Genomic DNA, 24,464 nt, shown 5'->3' with positions numbered 1-24,464 from the left:
CATGACAACAATAAAGGGAGCAATCAGGTGATGAGATACCAACGAGTGACCGGCGCGACGCTGGGACTGGCCTTGATGGCATCGGCCGCGCCAGGCTGGGCGGCGGACGAGCAGGAAACCCCGCCGACCCCGGACAATCCCAGCTACGCCGCCCAGGTGCAGAGCATCCCCAGCGTGGAGAAACCGATCAAGGGCCAGGCCGGCGCCAGCGGGCTGTTCGAGGGGCAGAGCCTGACCCTGACCACCCGCAACTTCTACTCGCGGGAAAACATGAAGGACAGCTTCACCTTCCGCATTCCCAAGGCCGGCGGCGGCTCCCAGCGCATCCACCAGCGCAACGCCTGGGTCCAGGGCACGGTGCTCAAGTACAGCTCGGGCTACACCCAGGGCAGCATCGGCTTCGGCTTCGACGTCGCAGCCTTCAACGAGATCGCCCTGGAGCGCGGCAAGGGCCGCATCGGCGGCGGCGGCAACCGGACCCTGGCGAACAGCGATGGCGAGGCGATCGGCGAGTGGTCCAAGCTGGGCGTCGCCAACATCCGCCTGCGCGCCTCGAACACCGAATTCAAGGCCGGTCGCTTCCTGGTCAACACTCCAGTGTTCAGCTATATCGACAACCGTGCCCTGCCCTCCAGCTTCACCGGCTTCGCCGTGACCAGCGAGGAGCTGGACAACCTCAGCCTGCAGGCCGGCAGCTTCCGCAAGGTCAGCCCGCGGACCGGTTCCGGCGACGAGGACATGACCACCGAGTACGGCACCCGCCAGGTCAAGGGCGACCGCCTGAACTACCTGGGCGGCAACTACAAGCCGCTCGACGGGCTGGAGATCTCCCTCTATGGCTCGCATTTCCAGGACGTCTGGAACCAGTACTACCTGGGCGTGACCCACGACATCGGCGACCTCGAGAACGGCATCGCCCTGCGCACCGCCTTCAACGGCTACCACACCGGCGACACCGGGGCGCGCGAGGCCGGCTACATCGACAACGACACCTGGAGCCTGGCCTTCACCCTCGGCCATCGCGCCCACGCCCTGACCCTGGCCTACCAGCAGGTCGACGGCAACGAATACTTCGACTACGTGCACGAGACCTCGGCGATCTTCCTGGCCAACTCGATGCTGGCCGACTACAACAGCCCCAACGAGAAGTCCGCGCAGATCCGCTACGAGACCGACTGGAGCTACTACGGGGTCCCCGGCCTGAGCACCGGCGTGTGGTACGTGAAGGGCTGGGACATCGACGGCACCCACTACGACGGCGATCGCAACGGTGCCTACGGCAACTACGCCGAGGTGCGCGCCCAGGACGGCGAGAAGCACCACGAGCTGGGCCTGATGGCGGCCTACAAGGTGCAGAACGGGCCGATCAAGGACAGCACCTTCAAGCTCACCTACATGATGCACAAGGCCAGCCAGAACCAGGTCGACGGCAGCGTCAACGAACTGCGCCTGGTCAGCACCTTCCCCTTCAACCTGCTGTAAACCTGCGACAACCGGCGGCCCCGGCGACGGGGCCCACGAGGAGGACCCCATGCTCCATCCGTTGCTCCGACACCTGCCCCTGGCCCTGGCGCTATGCGCCGCCGGCGCGGCCCAGGCGAAGAACCTGGTGGTCTGCACCGAGGCCAGCCCGGAAGGCTTCGACATCGTCCAGTACACCGGCGCGGTGACCGCCGACGCCTCCGCGGAAACCGTGTTCAACCGCCTGCTCGCCTTCCGCCCCGGCACCACCGAGGTGATCCCGGAGCTGGCCGAGCGCTGGGACGTCAGCGCCGACGGACTGAGCTATACCTTCCACCTGCGCCCCGGCGTGAAATTCCATACCACCGACTACTTCAAGCCGACCCGGAGCCTGAATGCCGATGATGTGCTGTGGACCTTCCAGCGCGCCCTCGATCCGAAGCATCCCTGGCATGCCTCGGCGCTGCGCGGCTACGCCTACTTCGACGCGATGGGCATGGGCGAGCTGATCAAGTCGGTGGAAAAGGTCGACGAGCTCACCGTGCGCTTCGTCCTCAACCGTCCCGAAGCGCCGTTCCTGCGCGATATGGCGATGCCCTTCGCGTCCATCTATTCCGCCGAGTACGGCGACCAGTTGCTCGCCGCCGGCAAGCAGGGCCAGTTGAACAACCAGCCGATCGGCACCGGGCCGTTCGTCTTCAAGCGCTACGCCAAGGACGCCCAGGTCCGCTACACGGCGAACCCGGACTACTACGCCGGCAAGCCGCCGATCGACAATCTGGTGTTCGCCATTACCCTCGATCCCAACGTGCGCATGCAGAAGGTCCGTGCCGGCGAGTGCCAGGTCTCGCTGTACCCGAAACCGGAGGACGTGCCGCGCCTGAAGCAGGACCCGAACCTGGCGGTGGACGAGATCGATGCCCTGCTGACCACCTACATTGCCATCAACACCCAGCACAAGCCGCTCGACGACCCGCGCGTGCGCCAGGCGATCAACCTCGCTCTGGACAAGAAGGCCATGCTCGACGCGGTGTTCGGCCCCGGCGCGGCCAGTCCGGCGGTCGGTCCCTATCCCCCGACCCTGCTCGGCTACAACCATTCGATCCAGGACTGGCCGCACGATCCCGAACGCGCCAGGGCGCTGCTCAAGGAAGCCGGTGCGGAAAATCTCAGGATCACCCTGTTCATTCGCAACGGCACCTCGCCTACCATCCCCAACCCCGCCCTGGCGGCACAGATGCTGCAAGCAGACCTGGCCAAGGCCGGCATCCAACTGACCATCCGTTCCCTGGAATGGGGCGAGCTGCTCAAGCGTTCGAAGGCCGGCGAGCACGACCTGTCGCTGCTTGGCTGGGCCGGCGACAACGGCGACCCGGACAACTTCCTCAGCCCGAACCTGAGCTGCGCCGCCGCCGAGTCGGGTGAAAACCAGGCGCGCTGGTGCGACAAGGACTTCGAGGCGCTGATGCGCAAGGCCCGCGAGGTGAGCGATCCGGCCGAGCGGGCGAAACTGTACGAGCAGGCCCAGGTGGTATTCCACGAACAGGCCCCATGGATACCGCTGGCCTACCCGAAGCTGTTCAACGTCCGGCGGAACACGGTGCAGGGCTACGTGATCAATCCGTTGAGCAACAACAACTTCGCCACCACCTCGGTGAAGCCGTAGAAGAACAAGGACCACAGCCCCGCCGCCAGCGGGGCGCACGGTCCGCGATGAGGAGTTACCCGCCAACATGCTTAGTTTCATTGCACGACGATTGGGGTTGCTGATCCCCACCTTCTTCGGCGTGACGCTGCTCACCTTCGCGCTGATCCGCCTGATTCCCGGCGACCCGGTGGAAGTGATGATGGGCGAACGTCGCGTCGATCCGCAGATGCATGCCGAGGCCCTGCACCGCCTGGGCCTGGACAAGCCTTTGTACCAGCAGTACCTGGACTACGTGGGCAACCTGGCACAGGGCAATCTCGGCGAATCGCTGACCACCCGCGAAGGCGTCTGGCACGAATTCCTCACCCTGTTCCCGGCGACCCTGGAACTGTCCCTGGCCGCCATGCTCTTCGCCGGCACCTTCGGCCTGCTGGCCGGGGTGATCGCCGCCCTGAAACGCGGTTCGCTGTTCGACCACGGGGTGATGACGGTGTCCCTCGCCGGCTATTCGATGCCGATCTTCTGGTGGGGCCTGATCCTGATCATGCTGTTCTCCGTGTCGCTGGGCTGGACGCCGGTGTCCGGCCGTCTCGACCTGCTCTACGACATCGAGCCGAAGACCGGCTTCATGCTGATCGACACCCTGCTTTCCGACGAACAGGGCTCGTTCCTCGATGCCGTGCGCCACCTGATCCTGCCGGCCATCGTGCTGGGCACCATCCCGCTGGCGGTGATCGCCCGCATGACCCGCTCGGCGATGCTCGAGGTGCTGCGCGAAGACTATGTGCGCACCGCCCGCGCCAAGGGCCTGTCGCCGGCCCGGGTGGTCTTCGTGCACGCCCTGCGCAACGCGCTGATTCCGGTGCTGACGGTATTCGGCCTGCAGGTCGGCACGCTGCTCGCCGGCGCGGTGCTGACCGAAACCATCTTCTCCTGGCCGGGCATCGGCAAGTGGCTGATCGACGCCATCAGCCGTCGCGACTACCCGGTGGTGCAGAACGGCATCCTGCTGGTCGCCACCCTGGTCATCCTGGTCAATTTCGTCGTGGACATCCTCTACGGCCTGGCCAACCCGCGCATTCGCCACCAACGCTGAGGAGCCAGCCGATGAACGCCATGCACAACGCTCCCGCCAGCGACCCGAGCCTGGTCTACCCGTCCCCGCTGAAGGAATTCTGGCAGGCCTTCGCGCACAACAAGGGCGCCCTCGGCGGCCTGCTGTTCATGCTGCTGATCGTGTTCTGCGCGCTGTTCGCCCCCTGGGTCGCCCCCTACGATCCGAGCGAGCAGTTCCGCGACTTCCTGCTGACCCCGCCATCCTGGCTGGAAGGCGGCCAGGCGCGCTTCCTGCTCGGCACCGACGAGCTGGGCCGCGACCTGCTCTCGCGGCTGATCCACGGCGCCCGCCTGTCGCTGCTGATCGGCCTGTCCTCGGTGGTGATCTCGCTGATCCCCGGCATCCTCCTCGGCCTGCTCGCCGGCTTCTCGCCGAACCGTGCCGGGCCGCTGATCATGCGCCTGATGGACATCATGCTGGCGCTGCCGTCGCTGCTGCTGGCGGTGGCCATCGTGGCGATCCTCGGCCCGGGCCTGATCAACACCGTGATCGCCATCGCCATCGTCTCGCTGCCGGCCTACGTACGCCTGACCCGCGCCGCGGTGATGACCGAGCTAAACCGCGACTACGTCACCGCCTCGCGCCTGGCCGGCGCCGGCACCCTGCGACTGATGTTCGTCTGCGTGCTGCCGAACTGCATGGCGCCGCTGATCGTCCAGGCCACCCTGAGCTTCTCTTCGGCGATCCTCGACGCCGCCGCCCTCGGCTTCCTCGGCCTCGGCGTGCAACCGCCGACCCCCGAGTGGGGCACCATGCTCGCCTCCGCCCGCGACTACATCGAGCGCGCCTGGTGGGTGGTCAGCCTGCCCGGCCTGACCATCCTGCTCAGCGTACTGGCGATCAACCTGATGGGCGATGGCCTGCGCGACGCCCTCGATCCGAAACTGAAGAACGCGGCATGAGGAGCACAACCATGAACAGCGCATCCGTATCCGCGCCACAGGAGACCGCCGCATGAGCCTCCTCGATATCAAGAACCTCAGCGTACGCTTCGGCGACACCACCGCCGTGCCCGTGGTCGACGGCCTCGACCTGAGCGTCGACAAGGGCGAGGTGCTGGCCATCGTCGGCGAGTCCGGCTCCGGCAAGTCGGTGACCATGATGGCCCTGATGGGCCTGATCGACGCCCCCGGCTGGGTATCCGCCGATCACCTGCGCTTCGACGGCCACGACATGCTCACTCTCAAGGGCCGCCAGCGCCGGCGCATCGTCGGCAAGGACATGGCGATGGTCTTCCAGGACCCGATGACCGCCCTCAACCCCAGCTACACCGTCGGCTACCAGATCGAGGAGGTTCTCCGCCTGCATCTCGGCCTGCGCGGCAAGGCCCTGCGCCAGCGCGCCCTGGAACTGCTCGAACGGGTCGAGATCCCGGCCGCCGCCAGCCGTCTCGACGCCTACCCGCACCAGCTCTCCGGCGGCATGAGCCAGCGCGTGGCGATCGCCATGGCCATCGCTGCCGAGCCCAAGCTGTTGATCGCCGACGAGCCGACCACCGCCCTCGACGTGACCATCCAGGCGCAGATCATGGAGCTGCTGCTGAACCTGCAGCGCGACCAGGACATGGCGCTGATCCTGATCACCCACGATCTCGCCGTGGTCGCCGAGACCGCCCAGCGCGTCTGCGTGATGTACGCCGGCGAAGCGGTGGAGATCGGCGGCGTGCCGGCGCTGTTCGACCGCCCGACCCATCCCTACACCGAGGCGCTGATCAAGGCGATCCCCGAGCACTGTGCCGGCGAAGCCCGCCTGGCCACCCTGCCCGGCATCGTTCCGGGGCGCTACGACCGCCCGCGCGGTTGCCTGCTGTCGCCACGCTGCCCCTATGCCCAGGAGCATTGCCGCCAGGAGCGGCCGGCCCTGGAGGCACACGAGCGCGGCGCGGTGCGCTGCTTCTATCCGTTGAACCTGCTGAACGAGGTGGCCTGATGGAAACCGTTCTGACCGCCCGTGATCTGACCCGTCACTACGAAGTCTCCCGCGGCCTGTTCAAGGGCCACGCCCAGGTGCGCGCGCTGAACGGCGTATCGTTCGAACTGGAAGCCGGCAAGACCCTCGCCGTGGTCGGCGAGTCCGGCTGCGGCAAGTCGACCCTGGCGCGCGCCCTGACCCTGATCGAGGAACCCACCTCCGGCTCGCTGAAAATCGCCGGGCAGGAGGTCAAGGGCGCCAGCAAGGACCAGCGCCGGCAGTTGCGCCGCGACGTGCAGATGGTCTTCCAGAACCCCTACGCCTCGCTCAATCCGCGACAGAAGATCGGCGACCAGTTGGCCGAGCCGCTGCTGATCAACACCGCGCTGTCGCGCGAGGAACGCCGCGAAAAGGTCCAGCAGATGATGCGCCAGGTCGGCCTGCGGCCGGAGCATTACCAGCGCTACCCGCACATGTTCTCCGGCGGCCAGCGCCAGCGCATCGCCCTGGCCCGGGCGATGATGCTGCAACCCAAGGTGCTGGTGGCGGACGAGCCGACCTCGGCCCTCGACGTGTCGATCCAGGCCCAGGTACTGAACCTGTTCATGGACCTGCAGCAGCAGTTCCGCACCGCCTACGTGTTCATCTCGCACAACCTGGCGGTGGTCCGCCACGTCGCCGACGACGTCCTGGTGATGTACCTCGGCCGACCGGCGGAGATGGGGCCGGCGGACAAGCTCTACGAGAACCCGCTGCATCCCTATACCCGCGCGCTGCTCTCGGCGACCCCGGCGATCCACCCGGACCCGACGAAGCCGAAGATCCGCATCCAGGGCGAACTGCCGAACCCGCTGCACCCGCCGGAGGGTTGCGCCTTCCACAAGCGCTGCCCCTACGCCACCGAGCGCTGCCGCAGCGAGGTGCCCGAGCTGCGCCTGCTCGACCAGCGCCAGGTGGCCTGTCACCACGCCGAGCAGTTCCTCGGCTGAGCGCCACGGGGCGCTCGCCGCCCCGCAGCCCTTCAGAGCTGGCGCAGCAGCGCCAGCCTTACCCCGAACCCTATCAACAACCCACCGAAGCCCCACTGCTGCAGGCGCTGTGCCCGCGGCCGGGACGCCAGCCAGCGGCCCAGGCGGCCACCGACCAGGGCGTAGGCGCAGTCGAAGGCCAGGCCAACCAGAACCAGGACCGCACCGAGCGCGGCGAACTGGACGGCCAGCGAACCGGCCTCGGGGCTGACGAACTGCGGCAGCAGTACCGAACAGAACAGCAGGGCCTTGGGGTTCAGCAGGTTGGTCAGGAGTCCGCGCAGCAAGGCCCGGCGGTCGGCGTGGGGGACTACCGGCGCGAAACCCGCGTCGCTGGTCGGCAAGGCCAGTCCGCCACCGCGCAGCATCTGCAGGCCAAGCCAGGCGAGGTAGGCGGCGCCGAGCAGGCGCACCAGGTCGAAAGTCCAGGGAGCGGTACGGAACAGCAGCGCCAGCCCGGTCGCGGCCATCAGCACATGGCAGGCCCGAGCCAGGGCCAGACCGAGGGCGGTGACCAGCGCCGCGCGACGGCCCTGACGGGCGCCGGTCTGGAACAGCAGGAGCATGTCCGGTCCGGGGACCAGGTAAACCACCGCCAGGGCAATCAGGAAAGCGCTCATGTCCATCGTATCGGCTCCAGGAAGGTGACCCGGATAACGATTCTATGTCCGCAAGGCAGGGCAGGTGCTTGCGTTTTCCACCAGCCTATCCATTCTATTTGGCAGTAAATTCCACTCTCTGGAGACTATCCATCCGGATATGCCAAGATGAAACTCGACGCCTATGACCACCGCATCCTCGCCGCCCTCCAGCGCGACGGCCGCCTGAGCAACGTCCAGTTGGCCGAGGAGATCGGCCTCTCCCCGTCCCCCTGCCTGCGCCGCGTGCGCCTGCTGGAAGAGGCCGGGGTGATTCGCGGCTACCAGGCCAGCATCGACCGCGACGAGGTCGGCCTCGGCCTCACGGTGTTCGTCGGGATCAAGGTGGAACGCCGGCCGAGGCCTTCCACCGTGCGGTGGTCGACCTGCCGGAGGTGATCTCGGTGCACCTCGTCTCCGGCGAGTCGGACTTCCTCCTGCAAGTGGTGGTCCCCGACCTGCGCGCCTACGAACGCCTGCTCAGCGAGACCCTGCTGCGCCTGCCCGGGGTCAGCGACATTCGCAGCAACTTCGCGATCAAGACGGTCAAGGCGCCCTCGCCGCTGCCGCTCGGCCACCTGGCCGGCTGAGCGCTCAGCCGCGGAAGAAGCGGTAGAAGCGCAGCAGATCGGCCTGCTGCGTCGCCAGGTCGCTCTCGACGAAGGTTACCTCGCTATGCGCGGGGCTTTGCGCCAGGCGCGAGAGGTCCAGTGGATGGACGAAGCCCAGCAGCGGATAGCCGCCCATGCTCTGGCGGTCGGCCATCAGCACGATGGGTTGGCCATCGGGCGGAACCTGGATAGCGCCCTCCACCACGCCCTGCGACCAGGCGCGCGGCGCCCCGCGCAGTGGCTCGCCGGCCAGGCGGACGCCCATGCGATCGGACCGCGGGCTGATTCGCCAGGCGCTGGCGAAGAAGGCTCGCCGGCTGGCTGCGTCGAAGGCCGCCGCATCGCCGCCGAGCAGCACACGCAAGGGCCGCTGCTGCCGGTAGTCCGGCTGGAAACGCCAGGGCACGCTGGCATCCCACGGACACGCCGCTCCCGCTTCGGCACACGGCAGGCAATCGCCCTCCGCCAGGATCCGGCCATCGCCCTGTAAACCGCCGAGCCCGTCGCGAACCTGGCAGGCGACGCTGCCCAGTACCGGCCTCGCCCGGAAACCGCCGGCGCAGGCCAGGTAGGCACGCTGCCCGGCCTCGGCGAAGCCCAGTTCGATGCGTTGCCCGCGGCGGACCCGGAAGCGACTCCAGGGCAGGCATTCGCGACCGTCCACCGTCAGCGCCAGGCGCGCTCCGGTCAGCGCCAGCCAGGTCGCCTCCACCCTGCACTCCAGCGCCAAGCCGCCGAAAGCAATTTCCAGCAATGGCGTCCCCCAGGGATTACCGAGCAGACGATTGGCCCAGGCTGCCGCCTGGCGGTCCAGAGGGCCGCCCGCGGATACGCCGAGGTGCTGCCAGCCGCGCCGGCCGTCGTCCTGCAGCAGGCTCTGCGGACCCGCCTTGACGACCCACAAACCATTCATTCGCGCCCGCCCAGGTCGAGGAAAGCCTCGCGCCCGATGGCGACGAAGCGCACCCGGTCGCCCAGCGCCAGTGGGCACGGAGGAATGGCGGCCGGATCGAACGGACGCCACGGGCTGCGTCCCAGCAGGTGCCAGCCGCCGGGCGAGGCCTGCGGATAGATCGCCGTCTGCGCCTCGGCAATGGCCAGGCTGCCGGCCGGTACACGCGCCCGCGGGGTGGCCCGCCGCGGCAGGACCAGGCGCGGATCGAGGCCGCCGAGGTAGGCGAATCCCGGAGCGAAACCGATCGCGCCGACCCGGTATTCGGCCGCGCTGTGCAGTTCGATCACCCGTTCGCCAGTCAATCCGCAGGCAACCGCTACCGTCGCGAGGTCCTCGCCGGCGTACCAGACGGGAATCTCGTGCAGGCGCCCGGCATCCTCGGCGGGGCGCCAGGCGTGCCACTCCGCCAGCAGCGGACCCAGGCGTTCTTCCAGTACCTGCGGGGCGATGCGGTAGGGGTCGTAATGCAGCATCAGGGTGGTCCAGCCCGGCACCAGATCCCTGACGCCTTCGCCGAGCCCCTCGCGCAGACGTCTGGCCAGCTCGGCCAGGCGCACAGACAGGTCCACTTCGGGTTCTTCGGCGAGCGTCAGCAGCAGGGCTTCGGCACCAGCGGGTTCGATGCGGATCACAGGCTGTCCAGGGCCGCGCGCAGGCGCCGGAGGACCGCCAGCGACTCCGGGTTGTCGCCATGCACGCAAAGACTGTCGGCGGTCAGGCGCAGCGGGTTGCCGTCGTAGTCGGGGAAGGCCTCGCCACGGGCGATGGCCAGGGCCTGTTCGATGATCCGCTGCGGATCGTGATGCACCGCGCCGCCAAGCCGCCGCGGCGCCAGCCGCCCGTCCGGCAGGTAGGCGCGATCGGCGAAGGCCTCGAACAGCAGCGGCACGTCGGCCTCGTCGGCCAGTTCCAGCTCGCGGCCGTTGTCGGCCAGGGCCAGCACCATCAGCGGCAGGCCCTTGCGATAGGCGGCGCAGGCGTCGAGCACGGCGCGCAGCAGCTCGTCGTCGCCGACCAGGTCGTTGTACAGCGCGCCATGCGGTTTGACGTAGGCCACCTGGGTACCGAGGGAACGGCAGAAAGCGTCCAGCGCGCCGATCTGGTACAGCACCATGGCATGCACCTCTTCGGCAGAGCAGGCCAGCGAGCGCCGGCCGAAGCCGCTCAGGTCGGGATAGGCCGGGTGCGCGCCGATGCTCACGCCATGGCGTACCGCCAGCTCCACCGCGCGCCGCATGGTGAGCGGGTCGCCAGCGTGGAAGCCGCAAGCCAGGTTGGCCTGGTCAACCAGCGGCATGCTGTGGACATCGTCGCCCATGCGCCAGGCGCCAAAGCTTTCGCCCATGTCGCAGTTGAGCAGGATACGCCGGCCGGTGTCGTTCATTGTGCGTTCCTTTCGAGGCCAGGATTACGGAAAAATGAGCGCAGTGCTGGCGAATTAGCGTCAGGTAGCATACTCAGGCACTGAGAACAGGAGTAAATTCTCCTCTTTTGCACCGACGACCTTGCATTCATGAAAGTTCTCATCCTGGCGGCCTATGCGCTGAGCATCCTCTATGTCCATTTTCGCGGCCGGGTACGCCACAAACTCTCGCGCCAATTGAGCGACCACTCCAGCTTCCTCGCTCCGATCAACTGCCTGATGTACCTGTTCTCGAAGGTACCGAACCGCCCCTACCTGGCACCGCAGACCTTCCCCGAACTGCAGGTTCTGGTCGACAACTGGCAAGCCATCCGCAGCGAGGCGCTGCACCTGCACGACGCCGGCAACATCAAGCGTTCCGAACAGTACGACGATATCGGTTTCAACTCGTTCTTCAAGAGCGGCTGGAAGCGCTTCTACCTGAAATGGTACGACGAGGCCCATCCCTCCGCCGGACAACTCTGCCCGCAGACCACCACCCTGTTGCGGCAGATTCCCTCGGTCAAGGCGGCGATGTTCGCCGAACTGCCGCCGGGCTCGAAGCTGGTGCGACACCGCGATCCCTACGCCGGCTCGCTGCGCTTCCACCTGGGACTGTTCACCCCCAACGACCCGGCCTGCTTCATCGAGGTGGACGGCGAGCGCTACCACTGGCGCGACGGCGAGGCGGTGGTGTTCGATGAAACCTTCATCCACTACGCGGAAAACGCCACCGAACACAACCGCATCATTCTCTTCTGCGACATCGAGCGGCCGCTGACCCAGGGCTGGGCCACCGCCTTCAACCGCTGGTTCAGCCGCAACGTGATGGCTGCCGCGGCCGCCCCGAACAACGCAGGCGACCGGACCGGCGGACTCAATCGGATCTTCGACAGCCTCTACAAGATCCGCCTGCAGGGCAAACGTTTGAAGAAGCGCAACCGCAAGCTCTACTACCTGCAGAAATGGGGCTTCTTCGCCCTGGTACTGGCTTTCATCCTGTGGATCTGAGGCCCGGCGACGCAAGGCCCCGCTAGCTCCGTGGGGCGGATGACGCCAACGGCGTCATCCGCCGATACCTCGCCGAAATGGCAGATAGCCGCTCTACGCCACGGAAAGCCCGGCAGTCCCAGTAGCTGGCAACGAAAAGGCTCCCTTGGGAGCCTTTTTCATTCATCCGTTCAGTACACGTCGCGCCGGTAACGTCCTTCGTCGGCCAGGCGTTGCAAGGCCTCCTCACCGAGCACTTCGCGCAGCACCCGGTCGACACCACCGGCCATGCCCTGCAGGCTGCCGCAGACGTACAAGGCCGCGCCCTCGTCGATCCAGCGCCGCAGTTCATCCGCCGCTTCATGCAGGCGGTCCTGGACATAGATCTTCTCCGCCTGGTCGCGGGAGAAGGCCAGGTCCAGGCGTTGCAGCTCGCCCCTGGCCAGGGCCTGCTCCAACTCCGCACGACAGTAGTAGTCGTGGGCGAAATTGCGTTCGCCGAACAGCAGCCAGTTGCGCTTGCGCCCGGCGGCAATGCTGGCGCGCAACAGGCTGCGCAGGCCGGCGAGCCCGGTGCCGTTGCCGATGAGAATCAGCGGCACGTCATCCTCCGGCAGGTGGAAACCCGCGTTGCGGCGCAGGCGCAGGGTCAGCGCGGCGCCGAGCGGCAGGTACTCGGTGAGCCAGCCGGAGCAGATGCCCAGGCTGCCGTCGGCATGCTGCTCCTGGCGTACGATCAGTTGCAGGTCGCCATCGCTCTGCAGCGACGCGATGGAGTACTGGCGCACGGAAAGCGGAATCAGCGCATCCAGCAGCGCCTGCGGGTGCAAGCCGACCAGGTGTTCGAAAGAATCCGGCAGCAGGCGCCCGGCCAGGGCCTGCTCCAGGCTCTGCTCGACGCCCTCGACCGCCACCCGCGCCTGGCCGTCCAGGTGATGCCGCTGCAGCCATTCGCGGATGCGCGCGGGCGCCTGGTGCGGAACGATCTCCAGCAGATCGCCGGCGCGCCATTGGATGGCGCTGTCGGCCGGCGCACGCAGGTCCAGCAGCCAGGTCGACTCGCCCTGGCTGCCAGGGTTCAGGCACTCCCGCCGCGCCAGCGACCAGACCTCGAAAGCCGGCGCTTCCCAGGCCGCCGGGGCGGCACCGCCGGTTACCTCGGCCAGGCTTTCCTGCCATTGGCGCAGGGCCGCGGCGTCGCCATCATCGACCTCCACCGGGGCGAACAGGCTCCGCGCGCCCTGCCCCTGCAACCAGCCCTGCATGCGCCGGGCGAAGCCGCAGAACTGCTCGTACTGGCGATCTCCCAAGGCCAGCAGGGCGTAGCTCAGGCCATCGAGGCTGGCGGCCTGGCCAAGCACCTTGCGTTCGAAGCCGCGGGCGCTGTCCGGCGCCTCACCGTCGCCGAAGGTGCTGACCACGAACAGCGCCTTGCGCGCCTCGGCGAGTTGCCCGGCATCCAGGCGCGCCAGCGATTCGACCCGCACCGGCAACCCGGCCGCCTGCAACTGGCCGGCGCTCTGCCAGGCCAGTTGCTCGGCAAAACCACTCTGGCTGGCGTAGCCGATCAACCAGGGGTCGCCGCTGGCGCCGGCGCTGCCGCCCAGGTCGGCGCGGCTCGCCCGTACCGCGCGTTTCTTGCGCCGGCGGTCGAGGTAGAGCAGCCAGCCGGTGATGAAGAACAGCGGCATCGCCAGGCTGGCGAGCATCATCAGGATGCGTCCGGCCATGCCGAAATAGCTGCCTACGTGCAATGCATAGACGCTGGCCAGCAACTGGCTGCCGAAAGAACGGTCGCTATAGCGCTGGTCGCTTTTCACCTGGCCATTGGCCGGGTCCAGGGTCAGGGTGTTGAAGGCACGCTCGTGCGGCGCGTCGGTCAGGCGATAGAACACTGTCGCCGGCTGGCCGCCCGCCGGCGGCAGGCGCAGGTTGTAGGCCTGCAAGCGGTCGCCGCCGGCCTGGCGGATGCTGTTCCATACCGCCGCGTAGTCGACCACCAGCGGAGCCGCATCGGCCGGGCGCTCGCCACGTCCGCCCGGCTTGCCGCGCTGCGCCTGCTGGCCGGCGGGCGCGTCGTCGAGCAGTTTGAACAGGCCGTTGCGGTACCACTCGTAGGACCAGTACAGGCCGGTCAGCGCAGCCAGCAGGTAGAGCGCCAGGCACCAGGTGCCGGCCACGGCATGCAGGTCCCAGTTGAAACTGCGCCCCTTGCGCGACCAGTCGAGGGTCAGCCAGGCGCGCCAGTCGAGGACCTTGCGCGGCCAGCGCAGGTAGAGACCGGACAGGCAGAAGAAGATCAGGATCAGGGTGCAGGCGGCGGTGACCTGCTTGCCGTACTCGCCCATGGCGAGGAAACGGTGCAGTTGCATCATCAGGTTGAAGAAACCCTCGCCGCGCGGCTCGCCGACGAAAGCCCCGGTGTAGGGATCGATCCAGCGCGACTCGCCGCGGCGCTGTCCCGGCGGCGGGGTGTAGAAGATCCGCCCGGCCTTGTCGCTGTCCATCTCGACCCAGACGAAGGCCACTTTCCGCCCCGGCTCGGCGCCTTCGATACGGCGCACCAGTTCGTCCAGCGGCAGCACGCCCTCGGGGCGCTTCTGCACCACCAGCACGTCAGGGTTGAGCGCGCGCATCAGTTCGTCCTGGAACGACAGGGTCGCTCCGGTGACGCCCATCAGCGCCAGCACCAGGCCGGCGCTGATACCGAAGAACCAATGCAACTGGAACCAGACTTTCTTCACAGGATCACCTTCACGGCCGCCGCGCGGCAACAACGGGACTACGCCGACGCCAAGCGCCGGCCAGACGACACGAGGACGTCGGCGGGCAATTCTATTTGATAATCAGTTGCGATAAAGCCGAATTAACGTTCTTTACGCTCTATTTACCCACCTGGATGCGGGAAAGCCCCATCCCGCAGGGGGAATGGGGCTTTCGTGGGGAGCGAGAGCGGCAGTCAGAAGTGGAAGTTCACCCCGAGCAATGCCGTGCGGCCCGGAGCGACGTGGGCCATGTGCGTGCTGTAGACCTGGTCGAAGTAGCGCTTGTCGGTCAGGTTCTGCACGTTCAGTTGCAGGTCGACGTTCTTGCTCACCTTGTAGCTGGCCATGGCGTCATAGCGCCAGTAGGACGGGATATAGGTAGAGTTCGCAGTGTTGCCGTACTGCTTGTCCACATAGGTGGTACCACCGCCGATAGTGAAGTTCTGCAATAGATCGTAGGTGGTCCACAGAGTGAAGTTGTTCTGCGCGGTCTGCGGCATCTTGTTGCCTTCGTCGCTCTTCACCGTCGACTTGCGGATTTCGCTGTCGAGGTAGGTATAGCCGCCGAAGACCTTCCACTTCTCGGTCAGCTTGCCATTGAAGCCCAGCTCGACGCCCTGCACCCGCTGCTCGCCGTCCAGTACCTGAAGAGTGGAGACATCCGGCGAAGCGACCCGGGCATTGGTCTTGTCGGTGCGGAAAAGCGCGGCGTTCAGCGACAGAGCATCGTCGAAGAAGGCCCACTTGGTACCCAGTTCGAGGTTACGGTTACGCTCCGGATCCAACCCGTTGTTGCCTACGCTGATGTCCGCCTGGCCCTCGCCGCCGGTCTCGCCGGTGGGGTTGCTCGAGGTCGACCAGGCCAGGTAGATGCTGCCGTTGGGCGCCGGTTTGTAGACCAGACCGGTCTGGTAGTTCCAGAAGTGGCTGTTGTTCTCGCGCTTGAAGTAGCCGGCGGGACCGTTGCGGCCAGCCGTCTGGTAGCCGCTGGACTTGGTATCGAAGTCGTCGTAGCGCAGGCCGAGATTCAGCTCCCATTGTTCGCTTAGCTTCAGGGTATCGAACACATAAGCCGCGCTGGTCTTGGTGTCGGTATCGGTATAGGCCAGGCCGTCGGTGATGCTGCCGGTCCAGTTGTCGCCCGGAGTCGGGCGATTCAGGCTGGTGCAGTCGCCACTGGCGAGCAATCGTGCATTGCAGGTGTTGCCGGCGCCGCCACCGGAAGTAATGGCGTACGGACGGTTGTGCACGTCCTCGTAGCTGAACTCCAGGCCGGTCACCAGGGTGTGCTTGATGAAGCCGGTTTCGAAGTTGGCCTTCAGGTCGGTCTGGTTGACCCAGCCCTTCGAGGTCGAATTGCGGCTTTTCGCCGAACGGTAGACGTAGCCGTTGGCAACGTTGCCACGGCTGTCGTCGGGGTTGCTGACGATGTAGTCGAGCGTCGTGCGCACCAGGCGGGTGCTATTCGACAGGGTCAGGTTGTCGTTCAGGTCATGCTCGATGCGGAAGGTGCCGCTGTCGGTGGTGCTCTTGCGGTAGTCGCGGTCCTTCAGGCCATAGAAGTTATCGCGATCCACCGAGGCCGGCTTGCTCGGATTGGCTTTGCTGCGGTTGACGTTGGTCAGCGGCAGGCCGTAGTCCGGCATGTCATCGGTGCTGAGATGGTAATAGGACAGGGTGGCGCGGGTCGGCGTGTCGAAGCCGAAGGTAACGGTCGGAGCCACGCCCCAGCGGCTGACGCTGACTTCGTCGCGCCCTGCGACGTGGGCATCGTGCTTCATCAGGTTGAGGCGGAAGGCGGCGTTGTCGCCAATCATCCGGTTCACGTCGAGAGTAGTGCGGCGGGTCTGGTCTGAGCCCCAGGTGAAGCCGGCGTCGGTGAAGTTGTCCTGCTTGGCGGTCTTGCTGATCAGGTTCAGGCTGCCACCGGTGGAGCCGGCGCCGGTGTAGGCCGAGCCCGGGCCCTTGCTGACCTCGATCTGCTCGACGTTGAACACCTCGCGGGTTTGCGAGGCGACGTCGCGCATACCGTCGAGGAACGTATCGCTCTCGGCGTTGAAGCCACGGATGAATGGCCGGTCGCCTGCGGGGTTGCCGCCCTCGCCCGCGCCGAAGGTGATACCCGGGGTGGTGCGCAGTGCGTCGGCCAGGGTCAGGGCGCCAGTGTCCTTGATCACCTGTTGCGGGATCACGGTGACGGTCTTCGGCGTATCCAGCAGCGGCGCGGTGTACTTCTTCGACGCCGAGCGGTCGACGTTGTAGGTGGTTTCGTCCTGCTGCTCGCCGACGATGGTGGCCGCATCCAGCGACAGTACGCGGTCCTTGTCGGTCTTTTTCTGCCCGGCCTCGTCGGCGTGGGCTGCCTGCGGTGCGGCGATGGCGGTGATGGCGACACCGATGGCAGAAGCCAGCAGACGTTGCGAAGAAACGGCGGTATCCGTGGACTGACGCGACATTCGAAACCCCTCCCCGGGAGCTGTGAAGGTCGCGGAATTTATTGCAGATCAGAATTGTTATCAATTATTACGGATTCGCATTCGACAGGAATTTACATTCTTTACAATTTTCTCATTACATTTTTTCCCATCTCGCTCGTCTACAACCCCTGGCGGTTTTACATGTCCAATGCAAATCAATATCATTGGCAATCATTTCGCCTTCATGGACAGCGCCATGTTGCTGCATATTCCCGCCATCTTCACCGCCGAGGAAGTCTCCCGGATCCGCGCAGCCCTGGAGCAGGCGGAATGGGCCGACGGCAAGGCGACCGCCGGCTACCAATCGGCCAAGGCCAAGCACAACCTGCAACTGCCGCAGGACCACCCGCTGGCCCGGGAGATCGGCGAAGCCATGCTGCAGCGCCTGTGGAACCATCCCCTGTTCATGTCCGCCGCCCTGCCGCTCAAGGTCTTCCCGCCGCTGTTCAACTGCTATACCGGCGGGGGCTCGTTCGACTTCCACATCGACAACGCCGTGCGCGACGTCCATGGCGGCCGCGAGCGGGTCCGTACCGACCTGTCCTCGACCCTCTTCTTCAGCGACCCGGAGGACTATGACGGCGGCGAACTGGTGATCCAGGACACCTACGGCCTGCAACAGGTGAAGCTGCCCGCCGGCGATCTGGTGCTCTATCCCGGCACCAGCCTGCACAAGGTCAATCCGGTCACCCGCGGCGCGCGCTACGCCTCGTTCTTCTGGACCCAGAGCCTGGTCCGCGAAGACAGTCAGCGCACCCTGCTATTCGAAATGGACCAGTCGATCCAGCGACTCACCCACGACGTGCCCGACCATCCCTCGCTGATCCGCCTAACCGGCACCTACCACAATCTCCTGCGGCGCTGGTCGGAACTCTGAACATGCGCCACCTGCTGCTCCGTCACGACGCACTGGACGCCGAAGGTTTCGCCGCACAACTGGCCGGTACCCCGGGCGAGGTTGCCCAGGCCATCCTCGGCGCTGCGCGCGAGGGCCTGACGGAAGCCCAGGCCCTGCTCGGACAGATCCTTCTGGACGGCCAAGGCATCCAGCGCGACCCGCCCTTGGCGCGGACCTGGTTCGCGATCGCCGCCGGGCACGGCCACGCAATGGCGCGCAATATGCTCGCTCGCTGCCTGGAACATGGCTGGGGCGGCCCGGCGGATCCAGCCGCGGCAGCGGTCCACTATCGGATCGCCGCCCAGGCCGGCCTCGACTGGGCCCGCTACAACCTGGCCAATCTTCACGCTACCGGCCGCGGGGTGCCCCAGGACCAGCCGCGCGCCTATGCGCTGTATCGGCAAGCGGCCGAGCAGGGCCACGCGAAAGCGATGAACCTGGTGGGGCGCTACCACGAAGAAGGCCTGGTGGTCGCTCGCGACCTGGCGCAAGCTGCGCACTGGTATCGACGCTCCGCCGAGGGTGGTGATTTTCGCGGCCAGTTCAGCCACGCCGCGATGCTCAGCGCCTCGGGCCGCCATGCCGAAGCCGAAACCTGGCTCCGGCGTGCCCTCGAAGGCGGCAACCTGAACTTCCTGCGCAGCGCCCGCCATGGCCTGGAGCAGTCGGCCCACCCACCGTTCCGCAGCCTGGCGCTGGCCTACTACCGACGCGCGGCGCAGTTGGGCGACGACACCGATCGAGAGGCCCTGGAACAGGCGCTCGAACGTCACGGGCACGCACGACTGCCCGCCTGACGAACAACGCACGACCCTTTGTTCACGCCCACATAACACTTTTTTGACAAGCCTTTCCCTACCCTCGCCGTTTCATCGAGGCGAACGACGATCGCGCCTCCGATCCATCGAACGAGGCTATCGTGTCCCCCACCCCACCACGCGTTACGCGCAATCGCATCGACTGGGCCGGCCTGGGCTGGCTGTTCCTGTTCTTCTGGTTCTTCTCCGGTATCACCCAACTGCTCCTGCTGACCTCCGGCAACAGCGGTTTCTCCGGTTTCCGCAACGCCATGGTGCTGAGCACCATCTGGCTTGCGCCGGTGTTACTGTTCCCGCGCTGGACCAAGCCGCTGGCCGCCGTCATCGGGCTGGTGCTGTGGGCCGCCTCGCTGGTCGGCCTGAGCTATTTCGGCATCTATCACCAGGAATTTTCGCAAAGCGTGATCTTCGTGATGTTCGAGTCGAACACCGCCGAGGCCAGCGAATATTTCAGCCAGTACTTCAACCCCTGGATGACCCTCGGCCTGGTGCTCTACAGCCTGGTCGCCATCCTCCTCTGGCGCCGCCTGCGCCCGGTCTACCTGCCGCGCTTCAGCGCCCTGCCGGTGGCGGTGCTGCTGATCGTCGCGACCATCGGTTATCCGTTCTACAAGCAACTGGTCAGCCAGGGCCGGCCCTTCGACGAAGCCCTGGACAAGGTCCAGGCGCGCATGGAACCGGCGGTGCCCTGGCAATTGCTGATCGGCTACCAGCAATACCGCCAGCAACTGGGCAGCATGCAGGCGCTGTTGCAAAAGAACGCGGCCCTACCGCCGCTGAAGAACCTCGTCGATGCCAATGGCGATACGCCGCGCACGCTGGTCCTGGTGATCGGCGAATCCACGTCGCGCAAGCACATGAGCCTCTACGGCTATCCACGCGAAACGACCCCGCAGCTGGACGCACTGAAGGCCGCGAACCGGAACCTCACGGTATTCAACAACGTGGTGGCGTCGCGGCCATATACCATCGAGGTGCTGCAGCAGGTGCTAACGTTCGCTGACCAGGAGCATCCCGACCGCTTCCTCACCGATCCGTCGCTGATGAACCTGATGAAGCAGGCCGGCTACAAAACCTTCTGGATCACCAACCAGCAGACTATGACCAAGCGCAACACCATGCTGACGACCTTCGCCCAGCAGACCGATGCGCAGTTCTACCTGAACAACCAGCGCAGCCAGAACGCCAGCCAGCTGGACGGCGCGGTGCTGGCGCCCTTCGCCAAGGTGCTGGACGACCCGGCGCCGAAGAAGTTCATCGTGGTCCATCTGCTCGGCACCCACATGAACTACAAGTACCGCTATCCCGCCGACTACGCTCGCTTCGTCGACCGCCAGGGCGCCCCGGCGGCCCTCAGCGACGACCAGGTGGAGGTCTACAACAGCTACGACAACGCCGTGCTGTACAACGACTACGTGGTCTCCAGCCTGATCAAGGGCTTCGCCAACAGCGATCCGAACGGCTTCCTGGTCTACCTCTCGGACCATGGCGAGGAAGTCTTCGACGAAGCCCCGCACGACCGCCTCGGCCGCAACGAAGGCGACCCGACCCGCGGCATGTACACCGTGCCCTTCCTGGTCTGGACTTCGCCCAGCTGGCAGCAGACCCACCCACGCGACCTGCAGGCCCTGGTCGACCGACGCTACAGCAGCGAAGACCTGATCCATACCTGGTCCGACCTCGCCGGCCTCAACTATGACCTCTTCGATCCGACCAAGAGCCTGGTGAGCAACGACTTCCAGCATGAAGTCCGCTGGATCGGCAACCCCTATGCCCACAATGGCTTGCGCGACTTCGACAAGCTGCCGCTGGACAAGGCCGACGCCGGGCAGCAGGTCGCCCAGGCCGGACGACCCGCGCCAACGACGCCGCGCGCACCGTCCCGCCAGCCGAACGAAGGCTGACCGCCGCCAAAGAAAACGCCCCGCCGAGCGGGGCGTTTTTCCATCCGTAGCGCCCTCAGGGCAAGACCAGGTTGCCCTGCTCGTCGAACGGCCAGAACGGGTTGTAGGCAATTTCCCAAAGGTGTCCATCCGGGTCGGCGACATATCCGGAGTAGCCACCCCAGAACACTTCCTGCGGCATCTTGGTCGCCTGCCCGCCGGCCGCCGTAGCTGCGGAGAACAGACGGTCCACCTCGTCCCGCGAGGCGCAGTTGCAGGCCAGGGTGATAGCCGCGAAGCCGGTCGGACGATCTTCCACCTGCGCATCCTCGGCGAGGGCGCTGCGTCCGTAGAGGCCGAGGACCAGGTTGCGGCCCTTGAGAAATACCACCTGCTCGTTGCCGTCCGAAGAGGGCTGCCAGCCCAGCGCCTGGTAGTAGAGAGAGGAGCGGGCCAGATCGGCGACCCCGAGGGTCACCAGGGAAACACCGTTACCTGTCATGTCGGCGTCCTTGTCATGGGTTGTCGAACAAGGCTGGCACGAGCGCCGCGAGGCTTCCAGAGCGACATGAAAAAGCCCCGCCGAGGCGGGGCTCTTCGTAACAGAGGCGACTGCGCTAGAGGTAGAACGCCTTCAGCGGCGGGAAGCCGTTGAACTCCACCGCACTGTAGCTGGTGGTGTAGGCGCCGGTAGACAGCCAGTAAAGGCGGTCGCCGCTCGCCAGGTTCAGCGGCAGGCCATACTTGTAGTGCTCGTACATGATGTCGGCGCTGTCGCAGGTCGGGCCGGCGATCACCACCTCTTCCATCTCGCCCTGCTTCTCGGTCCAGATCGGGAACTTGATCGACTCGTCCATGGTTTCGATCAGTCCGGAGAACTTGCCGACGTCGGCATAGACCCAGCGCTCCACGGCGGTCCGCGACTTGCGGGCGACCAGCACCACTTCGCTGACCAGGATGCCGGCATTGGCGATCAGCGAACGGCCCGGCTCGAGGATGATTTCCGGCAGGTCGTCGCCGAAGTCCTCCTTGAGGAAGCGGATGATCTCCTCCGCATAGGTTTCCAGGTCGTTGGTCTTGGTGATGTAGTTGGCCGGGAAGCCGCCGCCCATGTTGATCATCTTCAGGACGATGCCGTCTTCTTCCTTCAGGCGCTCGAAGATCACCTTGACCTTAGCGATCGCCGCGTCCCACACCGAGATGTCGCGCTGCTGCGAACCGACGTGGAAGGAAATGCCGTAGGGCTCCAGGCCCAGCTGGCGGGCCAGGATCAGCAGGTCCATGGCCATGTCGGTCTGGCAGCCGAACTTGCGCGACAACGGCCAGTCTGCGGTAGTCGAGCCCTCGGTGAGGATACGCACGTAGACCTTGGCGCCGGGAGCGGCCTTGGCGATGTTGCGCAGGTCGGCTTCGGAGTCGGTGGCGAACAAGCGCACGCCCTTCTCGTAGAAGTAGCGGATGTCCTTGGATTTCTTGATGGTGTTGCCGTAGCTGATGCGCTCCGGACCGACGCCGGTCTTCATCACCTTGTCCAGTTCGTAGATCGAGGCGATATCGAAGTTCGAACCCTTGTCGCGCAGCAGCTCGGTGATTTCGGTAGCGGGATTGGCCTTTACCGCGTAGTAGATCCTGGCGAAGGGGAAGCAGTCGGTCAGTTGGTCGTAGGCATCGGCGATGGTTTGCTTGTCGATGACCACGAAGGGGGTTTCCTGCTTGTCGGCGAAGGCCTTCATGCGCTGGAAGGTTTCAGGGGCGAAATAATCCTCGACCTTGATGGACATGGTTGGGACTCCCAATGGCAAAGCACATGGATTCGTAGGGGTGAAGCTGAACGTCTAATCCGTTTCCCCACTTTGGTTCGCCTACTTCCCAAGGCATGTCGCCGAGTATCACCTGCCTGCCGGCAGCCACCGCCTGTTCATCCTGGTAGGTCGCGCGCGTGTCCCGCGCGACGACCTGGCCGCTTGAGCAGCGGACGTCGCCTTGCCACAAGGCGATCTCTCGTCGTCAGTACTTGAGCCGGATGGATCGTTTCCAGCATGGACGTTCGGGCGCGAACTTTAGGACCAAGGGGACGCGAGATCAATAAAAAAATGCCGCGATTTCGCCTCCGCCTGTCGCACCGCCGGATTGACCTGCTCAGCCTTTACCCCATGTGCATGACAGTGGGATGTCCCCGTCCGCCCAGCGTTCAATCGGATGGACGAAAAACGTCCCGCGCAGGCCTTGCGCCTACACCCGGAACGCACCGATCAGGCGTTTCAGCTGGGTCACCTGGGCGCCCAGTTCGCGGCTGGCCCGTTCGGTCTGGCTGGCGCCTTCCGCGGTGCGCTCGCCGGCCTGGTTGATCTCGACGATGTTCTGGTCGATATCGTGGGCCACGGCGGTCTGTTGCTCGGCGGCGGCGGCGATCTGCTGGTTCTGGTCGACGATCATGCCCACCGCGCCGAGGATATTCTCCAGTGCCTGCTGCACCTGCGCCGACTCGTTGACCGTGCCATCGGCGGTATGGTGGCTGCTGCCCATCGCCTTCACCGCCGCATCGACGCCGCCCTGCAGGCGCAGGATCATCTGTTCGATCTCGGCGGTGGATTGCTGGGTGCGCTTGGCCAGCGTGCGCACCTCGTCGGCCACCACCGCGAAACCGCGCCCCTGCTCCCCGGCACGAGCGGCCTCGATCGCCGCATTGAGCGCCAGCAGGTTGGTCTGTTCGGCGATGCCCTTGATCACATCCAGCACCTGGCTGATCGAGGCGCTGTCACTGGCCAGGCGATTGATCGCCGCCACCGACTGGTCGATCTCGCCGGCCAGGCGCTGGATGCTACCCACCTGCGACTCGACCAGGCTGCGCCCGCTGAGGGTTTCCTGGTTCACGCTGTTCGCGCTGCTCACCGCCATCGCCGCGCTGCGTGCCACTTCCTGGGCGGTAGCGGCCATCTGGTTCATCGCCGTGGCCACCTGCTCGATCTGGCTGCGTTGCCCGGCTACCGCCTGGTTGCTTTCGGCCGACACCGACTCGACGCGCAGGGTCTGCCGCTCGACCTCGCCGACGGTCTGGCTGACCCGCTCGATCAGGTCGTGGATCTTCGCCACCGACTCGTTGAACGATTGTCCCAGCTCGCCCAGTTCGTCACGGCTGCGGGCCTGGAAGCTGACCGTCATGTCGCCGCCGGCGACGCGCTCCATCATTCGCCCGAGATCCTTCAGGGTGGCGCGGGTGGAGACGTAGAAACCGCCGTAGAGGTATAGGATCGCGGCGAAAACCACGGCCAGCGCGGCGACTAGCAACAGCATCTGCGTGCGCACCTGTTGCAGGCGCTTTTGCAACTGGGTATCGAGATAGCCGAGAACGGCGTCGTCGAGCTGGTAGGTCTTGTCCATCGCCGCGCTGACCTGATCGTAGAACTGCGTCCACGGGGTATCCAGCGTCTCGGCCACGATCACCCGGTCCTCGAACAACTGCCCCAGGCTCTTCAGGGTCTCGCGACTGGCCTGGGCGGCCTCCTCGAGCGCCGGTGGGCTGCCGGCCAGGGACTCCTGCAGCTTCAGGCCGTACTCGCCATGCAGTTTCTCGAACTCCAGCAGCAGTTCGTCGAGCCGCGCGCTGGAGGACGAATTGAGGAAACCCTGGCCCAGGGAGTAGGCGCCGATGGCGCGCCCCTTGCTGATGGCCGCCGTCACCTCCGGCGTTATCGAACCGACCAGCTCGCTGAGCTGGCGCACCTGGCGCTGGCTGTCCTGGCTGAGCCCGGCCTGGGCGATAAGCAACTTGATGAATACCTGTGCGCTACCGAGCAGCTTCTCCGCCCGTGCGCCCTTGCCCTGCAAGGACCCTTCGGCCTCCACGGCCTGCAAGCCGTTG

General features: G+C 66.0%; 19 protein-coding genes and 1 pseudogene. 11 read left to right on the top strand and 9 right to left on the bottom strand.

The window, feature by feature from the left end; translation table 11 throughout:
- Positions 1-27 precede the first annotated feature (27 nt).
- The 6 genes from FOC67_RS02590 (at position 28) to FOC67_RS02565 (ending at position 7,126) form a co-directional block, all read left to right on the top strand.
- Positions 28-1,482: an OprD family outer membrane porin gene (locus FOC67_RS02590; protein ID WP_003141335.1), complete on the top strand. Its 1,455-nt coding sequence runs from the start codon at positions 28-30 to the stop codon at positions 1,480-1,482.
- A 49-nt stretch (positions 1,483-1,531) separates the two neighbouring features.
- Positions 1,532-3,127: an ABC transporter substrate-binding protein gene (locus FOC67_RS02585; protein WP_009315909.1), complete on the top strand. Its 1,596-nt coding sequence runs from the start codon at positions 1,532-1,534 to the stop codon at positions 3,125-3,127.
- 67 nt (positions 3,128-3,194) lie between these two features.
- Positions 3,195-4,205, top strand: coding sequence for an ABC transporter permease subunit (locus tag FOC67_RS02580; protein WP_003105448.1), 1,011 nt, complete (start codon positions 3,195-3,197; stop codon positions 4,203-4,205).
- An 11-nt stretch (positions 4,206-4,216) separates the two neighbouring features.
- The gene (locus FOC67_RS02575; RefSeq protein ID WP_003105451.1) at positions 4,217-5,128 is read left to right on the top strand and encodes an ABC transporter permease subunit; all 912 of its coding nucleotides are present in this window, start codon (positions 4,217-4,219) and stop codon (positions 5,126-5,128) included.
- Positions 5,129-5,180: 52 nt separating this feature from the next.
- On the top strand, positions 5,181-6,155 hold the full coding sequence (locus FOC67_RS02570) for an ABC transporter ATP-binding protein (protein WP_003094451.1): 975 nt from the start codon (positions 5,181-5,183) through the stop codon (positions 6,153-6,155).
- The gene (locus FOC67_RS02565) at positions 6,155-7,126 is read left to right on the top strand and encodes a peptide ABC transporter ATP-binding protein (protein ID WP_003110330.1); all 972 of its coding nucleotides are present in this window, start codon (positions 6,155-6,157) and stop codon (positions 7,124-7,126) included. Before FOC67_RS02570 ends, FOC67_RS02565 begins: the two co-directional genes overlap by 1 nt.
- Positions 7,127-7,158: 32 nt before the next feature.
- On the opposite strand, the gene FOC67_RS02560 is transcribed toward FOC67_RS02565, so the two are convergent.
- Positions 7,159-7,791, bottom strand: coding sequence for a LysE family translocator (locus FOC67_RS02560; protein ID WP_009315908.1), 633 nt, complete (start codon positions 7,789-7,791; stop codon positions 7,159-7,161).
- 141 nt (positions 7,792-7,932) lie between these two features.
- Between FOC67_RS02560 and FOC67_RS02555 the strand changes: the two are divergent.
- Positions 7,933-8,393 (top strand): annotated as a pseudogene (locus FOC67_RS02555) (Lrp/AsnC family transcriptional regulator).
- 4 nt (positions 8,394-8,397) lie between these two features.
- Here FOC67_RS02555 and FOC67_RS02550 read toward each other — a convergent pair.
- From FOC67_RS02550 to FOC67_RS02540, 3 genes are read right to left on the bottom strand one after another with little or no spacing between them, the layout of a single operon-like run.
- A complete protein-coding gene (locus FOC67_RS02550) occupies positions 8,398-9,327 on the bottom strand; it encodes a biotin-dependent carboxyltransferase family protein (protein WP_009315905.1) in 930 nt (309 codons plus the stop codon).
- On the bottom strand, positions 9,324-10,001 hold the full coding sequence (gene pxpB, locus FOC67_RS02545; RefSeq protein WP_009315904.1) for a 5-oxoprolinase subunit PxpB: 678 nt from the start codon (positions 9,999-10,001) through the stop codon (positions 9,324-9,326). Before pxpB ends, FOC67_RS02550 begins: the two co-directional genes overlap by 4 nt.
- Positions 9,998-10,753 (bottom strand): 5-oxoprolinase subunit PxpA, encoded by a 756-nt coding sequence (locus FOC67_RS02540; RefSeq protein ID WP_009315903.1) that lies wholly within the window; start codon positions 10,751-10,753, stop codon positions 9,998-10,000. The genes pxpB and FOC67_RS02540 overlap by 4 nt, the downstream gene beginning before the upstream one ends.
- Before the next feature lie 129 nt (positions 10,754-10,882).
- Between FOC67_RS02540 and lpxO the strand changes: the two genes are divergently transcribed.
- Entirely contained in the window at positions 10,883-11,782 is a 900-nt protein-coding gene (gene lpxO, locus FOC67_RS02535; protein ID WP_009315902.1) for a lipid A hydroxylase LpxO, read from the top strand.
- Positions 11,783-11,952: 170 nt separating this feature from the next.
- Here lpxO and FOC67_RS02530 read toward each other — a convergent pair whose 3' ends face one another.
- A complete protein-coding gene (locus FOC67_RS02530) occupies positions 11,953-14,505 on the bottom strand; it encodes a sulfite reductase flavoprotein subunit alpha (RefSeq protein ID WP_009315901.1) in 2,553 nt (850 codons plus the stop codon).
- 215 nt (positions 14,506-14,720) lie between these two features.
- Entirely contained in the window at positions 14,721-16,982 is a 2,262-nt protein-coding gene (gene piuA / locus FOC67_RS02525; protein WP_003116241.1) for a TonB-dependent siderophore receptor PiuA, read from the bottom strand.
- A gap of 217 nt (positions 16,983-17,199) precedes the next feature.
- On the opposite strand from piuA, the gene FOC67_RS02520 reads away from it, so the two are divergent.
- From FOC67_RS02520 to FOC67_RS02510, 3 genes are all read left to right on the top strand, one after another.
- Positions 17,200-17,880 (top strand): Fe2+-dependent dioxygenase, encoded by a 681-nt coding sequence (locus tag FOC67_RS02520; RefSeq protein ID WP_003110338.1) that lies wholly within the window; start codon positions 17,200-17,202, stop codon positions 17,878-17,880.
- A gap of 2 nt (positions 17,881-17,882) precedes the next feature.
- Complete coding sequence (locus tag FOC67_RS02515) at positions 17,883-18,698, top strand: tetratricopeptide repeat protein (RefSeq protein WP_003141344.1); 816 nt, start codon at positions 17,883-17,885, stop codon at positions 18,696-18,698.
- Between the two features lie 122 nt (positions 18,699-18,820).
- On the top strand, positions 18,821-20,623 hold the full coding sequence (locus FOC67_RS02510; protein WP_003141345.1) for a phosphoethanolamine transferase CptA: 1,803 nt from the start codon (positions 18,821-18,823) through the stop codon (positions 20,621-20,623).
- A 55-nt stretch (positions 20,624-20,678) separates the two neighbouring features.
- Here FOC67_RS02510 and FOC67_RS02505 read toward each other — a convergent pair whose 3' ends face one another.
- From FOC67_RS02505 to FOC67_RS29895, 3 genes are all read right to left on the bottom strand, one after another.
- Positions 20,679-21,104, bottom strand: a complete 426-nt coding sequence (locus FOC67_RS02505; protein ID WP_003094613.1) for a VOC family protein — start codon at positions 21,102-21,104, stop codon at positions 20,679-20,681.
- Positions 21,105-21,219: 115 nt separating this feature from the next.
- Complete coding sequence (locus FOC67_RS02500) at positions 21,220-22,383, bottom strand: type III PLP-dependent enzyme (RefSeq protein WP_003094617.1); 1,164 nt, start codon at positions 22,381-22,383, stop codon at positions 21,220-21,222.
- A gap of 451 nt (positions 22,384-22,834) precedes the next feature.
- A complete protein-coding gene (locus tag FOC67_RS29895) occupies positions 22,835-23,500 on the bottom strand; it encodes a methyl-accepting chemotaxis protein (protein WP_343147655.1) in 666 nt (221 codons plus the stop codon).
- Positions 23,501-24,464 lie beyond the last annotated feature (964 nt).

Origin of the sequence: Pseudomonas sp. FDAARGOS_761, from assembly GCF_013343155.1 — a bacterium.
GTDB lineage: Bacteria > Pseudomonadota > Gammaproteobacteria > Pseudomonadales > Pseudomonadaceae > Pseudomonas > Pseudomonas aeruginosa.
The sequence above is the reverse complement of the archived record's forward strand: the minus strand, read 5'-3'. Positions and strand labels throughout refer to the sequence as shown.

What these genes read in the sequence shown, in the direction of transcription:
- piuA (WP_003116241.1), bottom strand. Translation starts at nt 16,982, where the DNA reads ATGTCGCGTCAGTCCACGGATACCGCCGTTTCTTCGCAACGTCTGCTG.
- FOC67_RS02520 (WP_003110338.1), top strand. Translation starts at nt 17,200, where the DNA reads ATGTTGCTGCATATTCCCGCCATCTTCACCGCCGAGGAAGTCTCCCGG.
- FOC67_RS02580 (WP_003105448.1), top strand. Translation starts at nt 3,195, where the DNA reads ATGCTTAGTTTCATTGCACGACGATTGGGGTTGCTGATCCCCACCTTC.
- FOC67_RS29895 (WP_343147655.1), bottom strand. Translation starts at nt 23,500, where the DNA reads ATGGCGGTGAGCAGCGCGAACAGCGTGAACCAGGAAACCCTCAGCGGG.
- FOC67_RS02585 (WP_009315909.1), top strand. Translation starts at nt 1,532, where the DNA reads ATGCTCCATCCGTTGCTCCGACACCTGCCCCTGGCCCTGGCGCTATGC.
- FOC67_RS02550 (WP_009315905.1), bottom strand. Translation starts at nt 9,327, where the DNA reads ATGAATGGTTTGTGGGTCGTCAAGGCGGGTCCGCAGAGCCTGCTGCAG.
- FOC67_RS02515 (WP_003141344.1), top strand. Translation starts at nt 17,883, where the DNA reads ATGCGCCACCTGCTGCTCCGTCACGACGCACTGGACGCCGAAGGTTTC.
- FOC67_RS02560 (WP_009315908.1), bottom strand. Translation starts at nt 7,791, where the DNA reads ATGGACATGAGCGCTTTCCTGATTGCCCTGGCGGTGGTTTACCTGGTC.
- FOC67_RS02570 (WP_003094451.1), top strand. Translation starts at nt 5,181, where the DNA reads ATGAGCCTCCTCGATATCAAGAACCTCAGCGTACGCTTCGGCGACACC.
- lpxO (WP_009315902.1), top strand. Translation starts at nt 10,883, where the DNA reads ATGAAAGTTCTCATCCTGGCGGCCTATGCGCTGAGCATCCTCTATGTC.
- FOC67_RS02565 (WP_003110330.1), top strand. Translation starts at nt 6,155, where the DNA reads ATGGAAACCGTTCTGACCGCCCGTGATCTGACCCGTCACTACGAAGTC.
- FOC67_RS02540 (WP_009315903.1), bottom strand. Translation starts at nt 10,753, where the DNA reads ATGAACGACACCGGCCGGCGTATCCTGCTCAACTGCGACATGGGCGAA.
- FOC67_RS02505 (WP_003094613.1), bottom strand. Translation starts at nt 21,104, where the DNA reads ATGACAGGTAACGGTGTTTCCCTGGTGACCCTCGGGGTCGCCGATCTG.
- FOC67_RS02575 (WP_003105451.1), top strand. Translation starts at nt 4,217, where the DNA reads ATGAACGCCATGCACAACGCTCCCGCCAGCGACCCGAGCCTGGTCTAC.
- FOC67_RS02500 (WP_003094617.1), bottom strand. Translation starts at nt 22,383, where the DNA reads ATGTCCATCAAGGTCGAGGATTATTTCGCCCCTGAAACCTTCCAGCGC.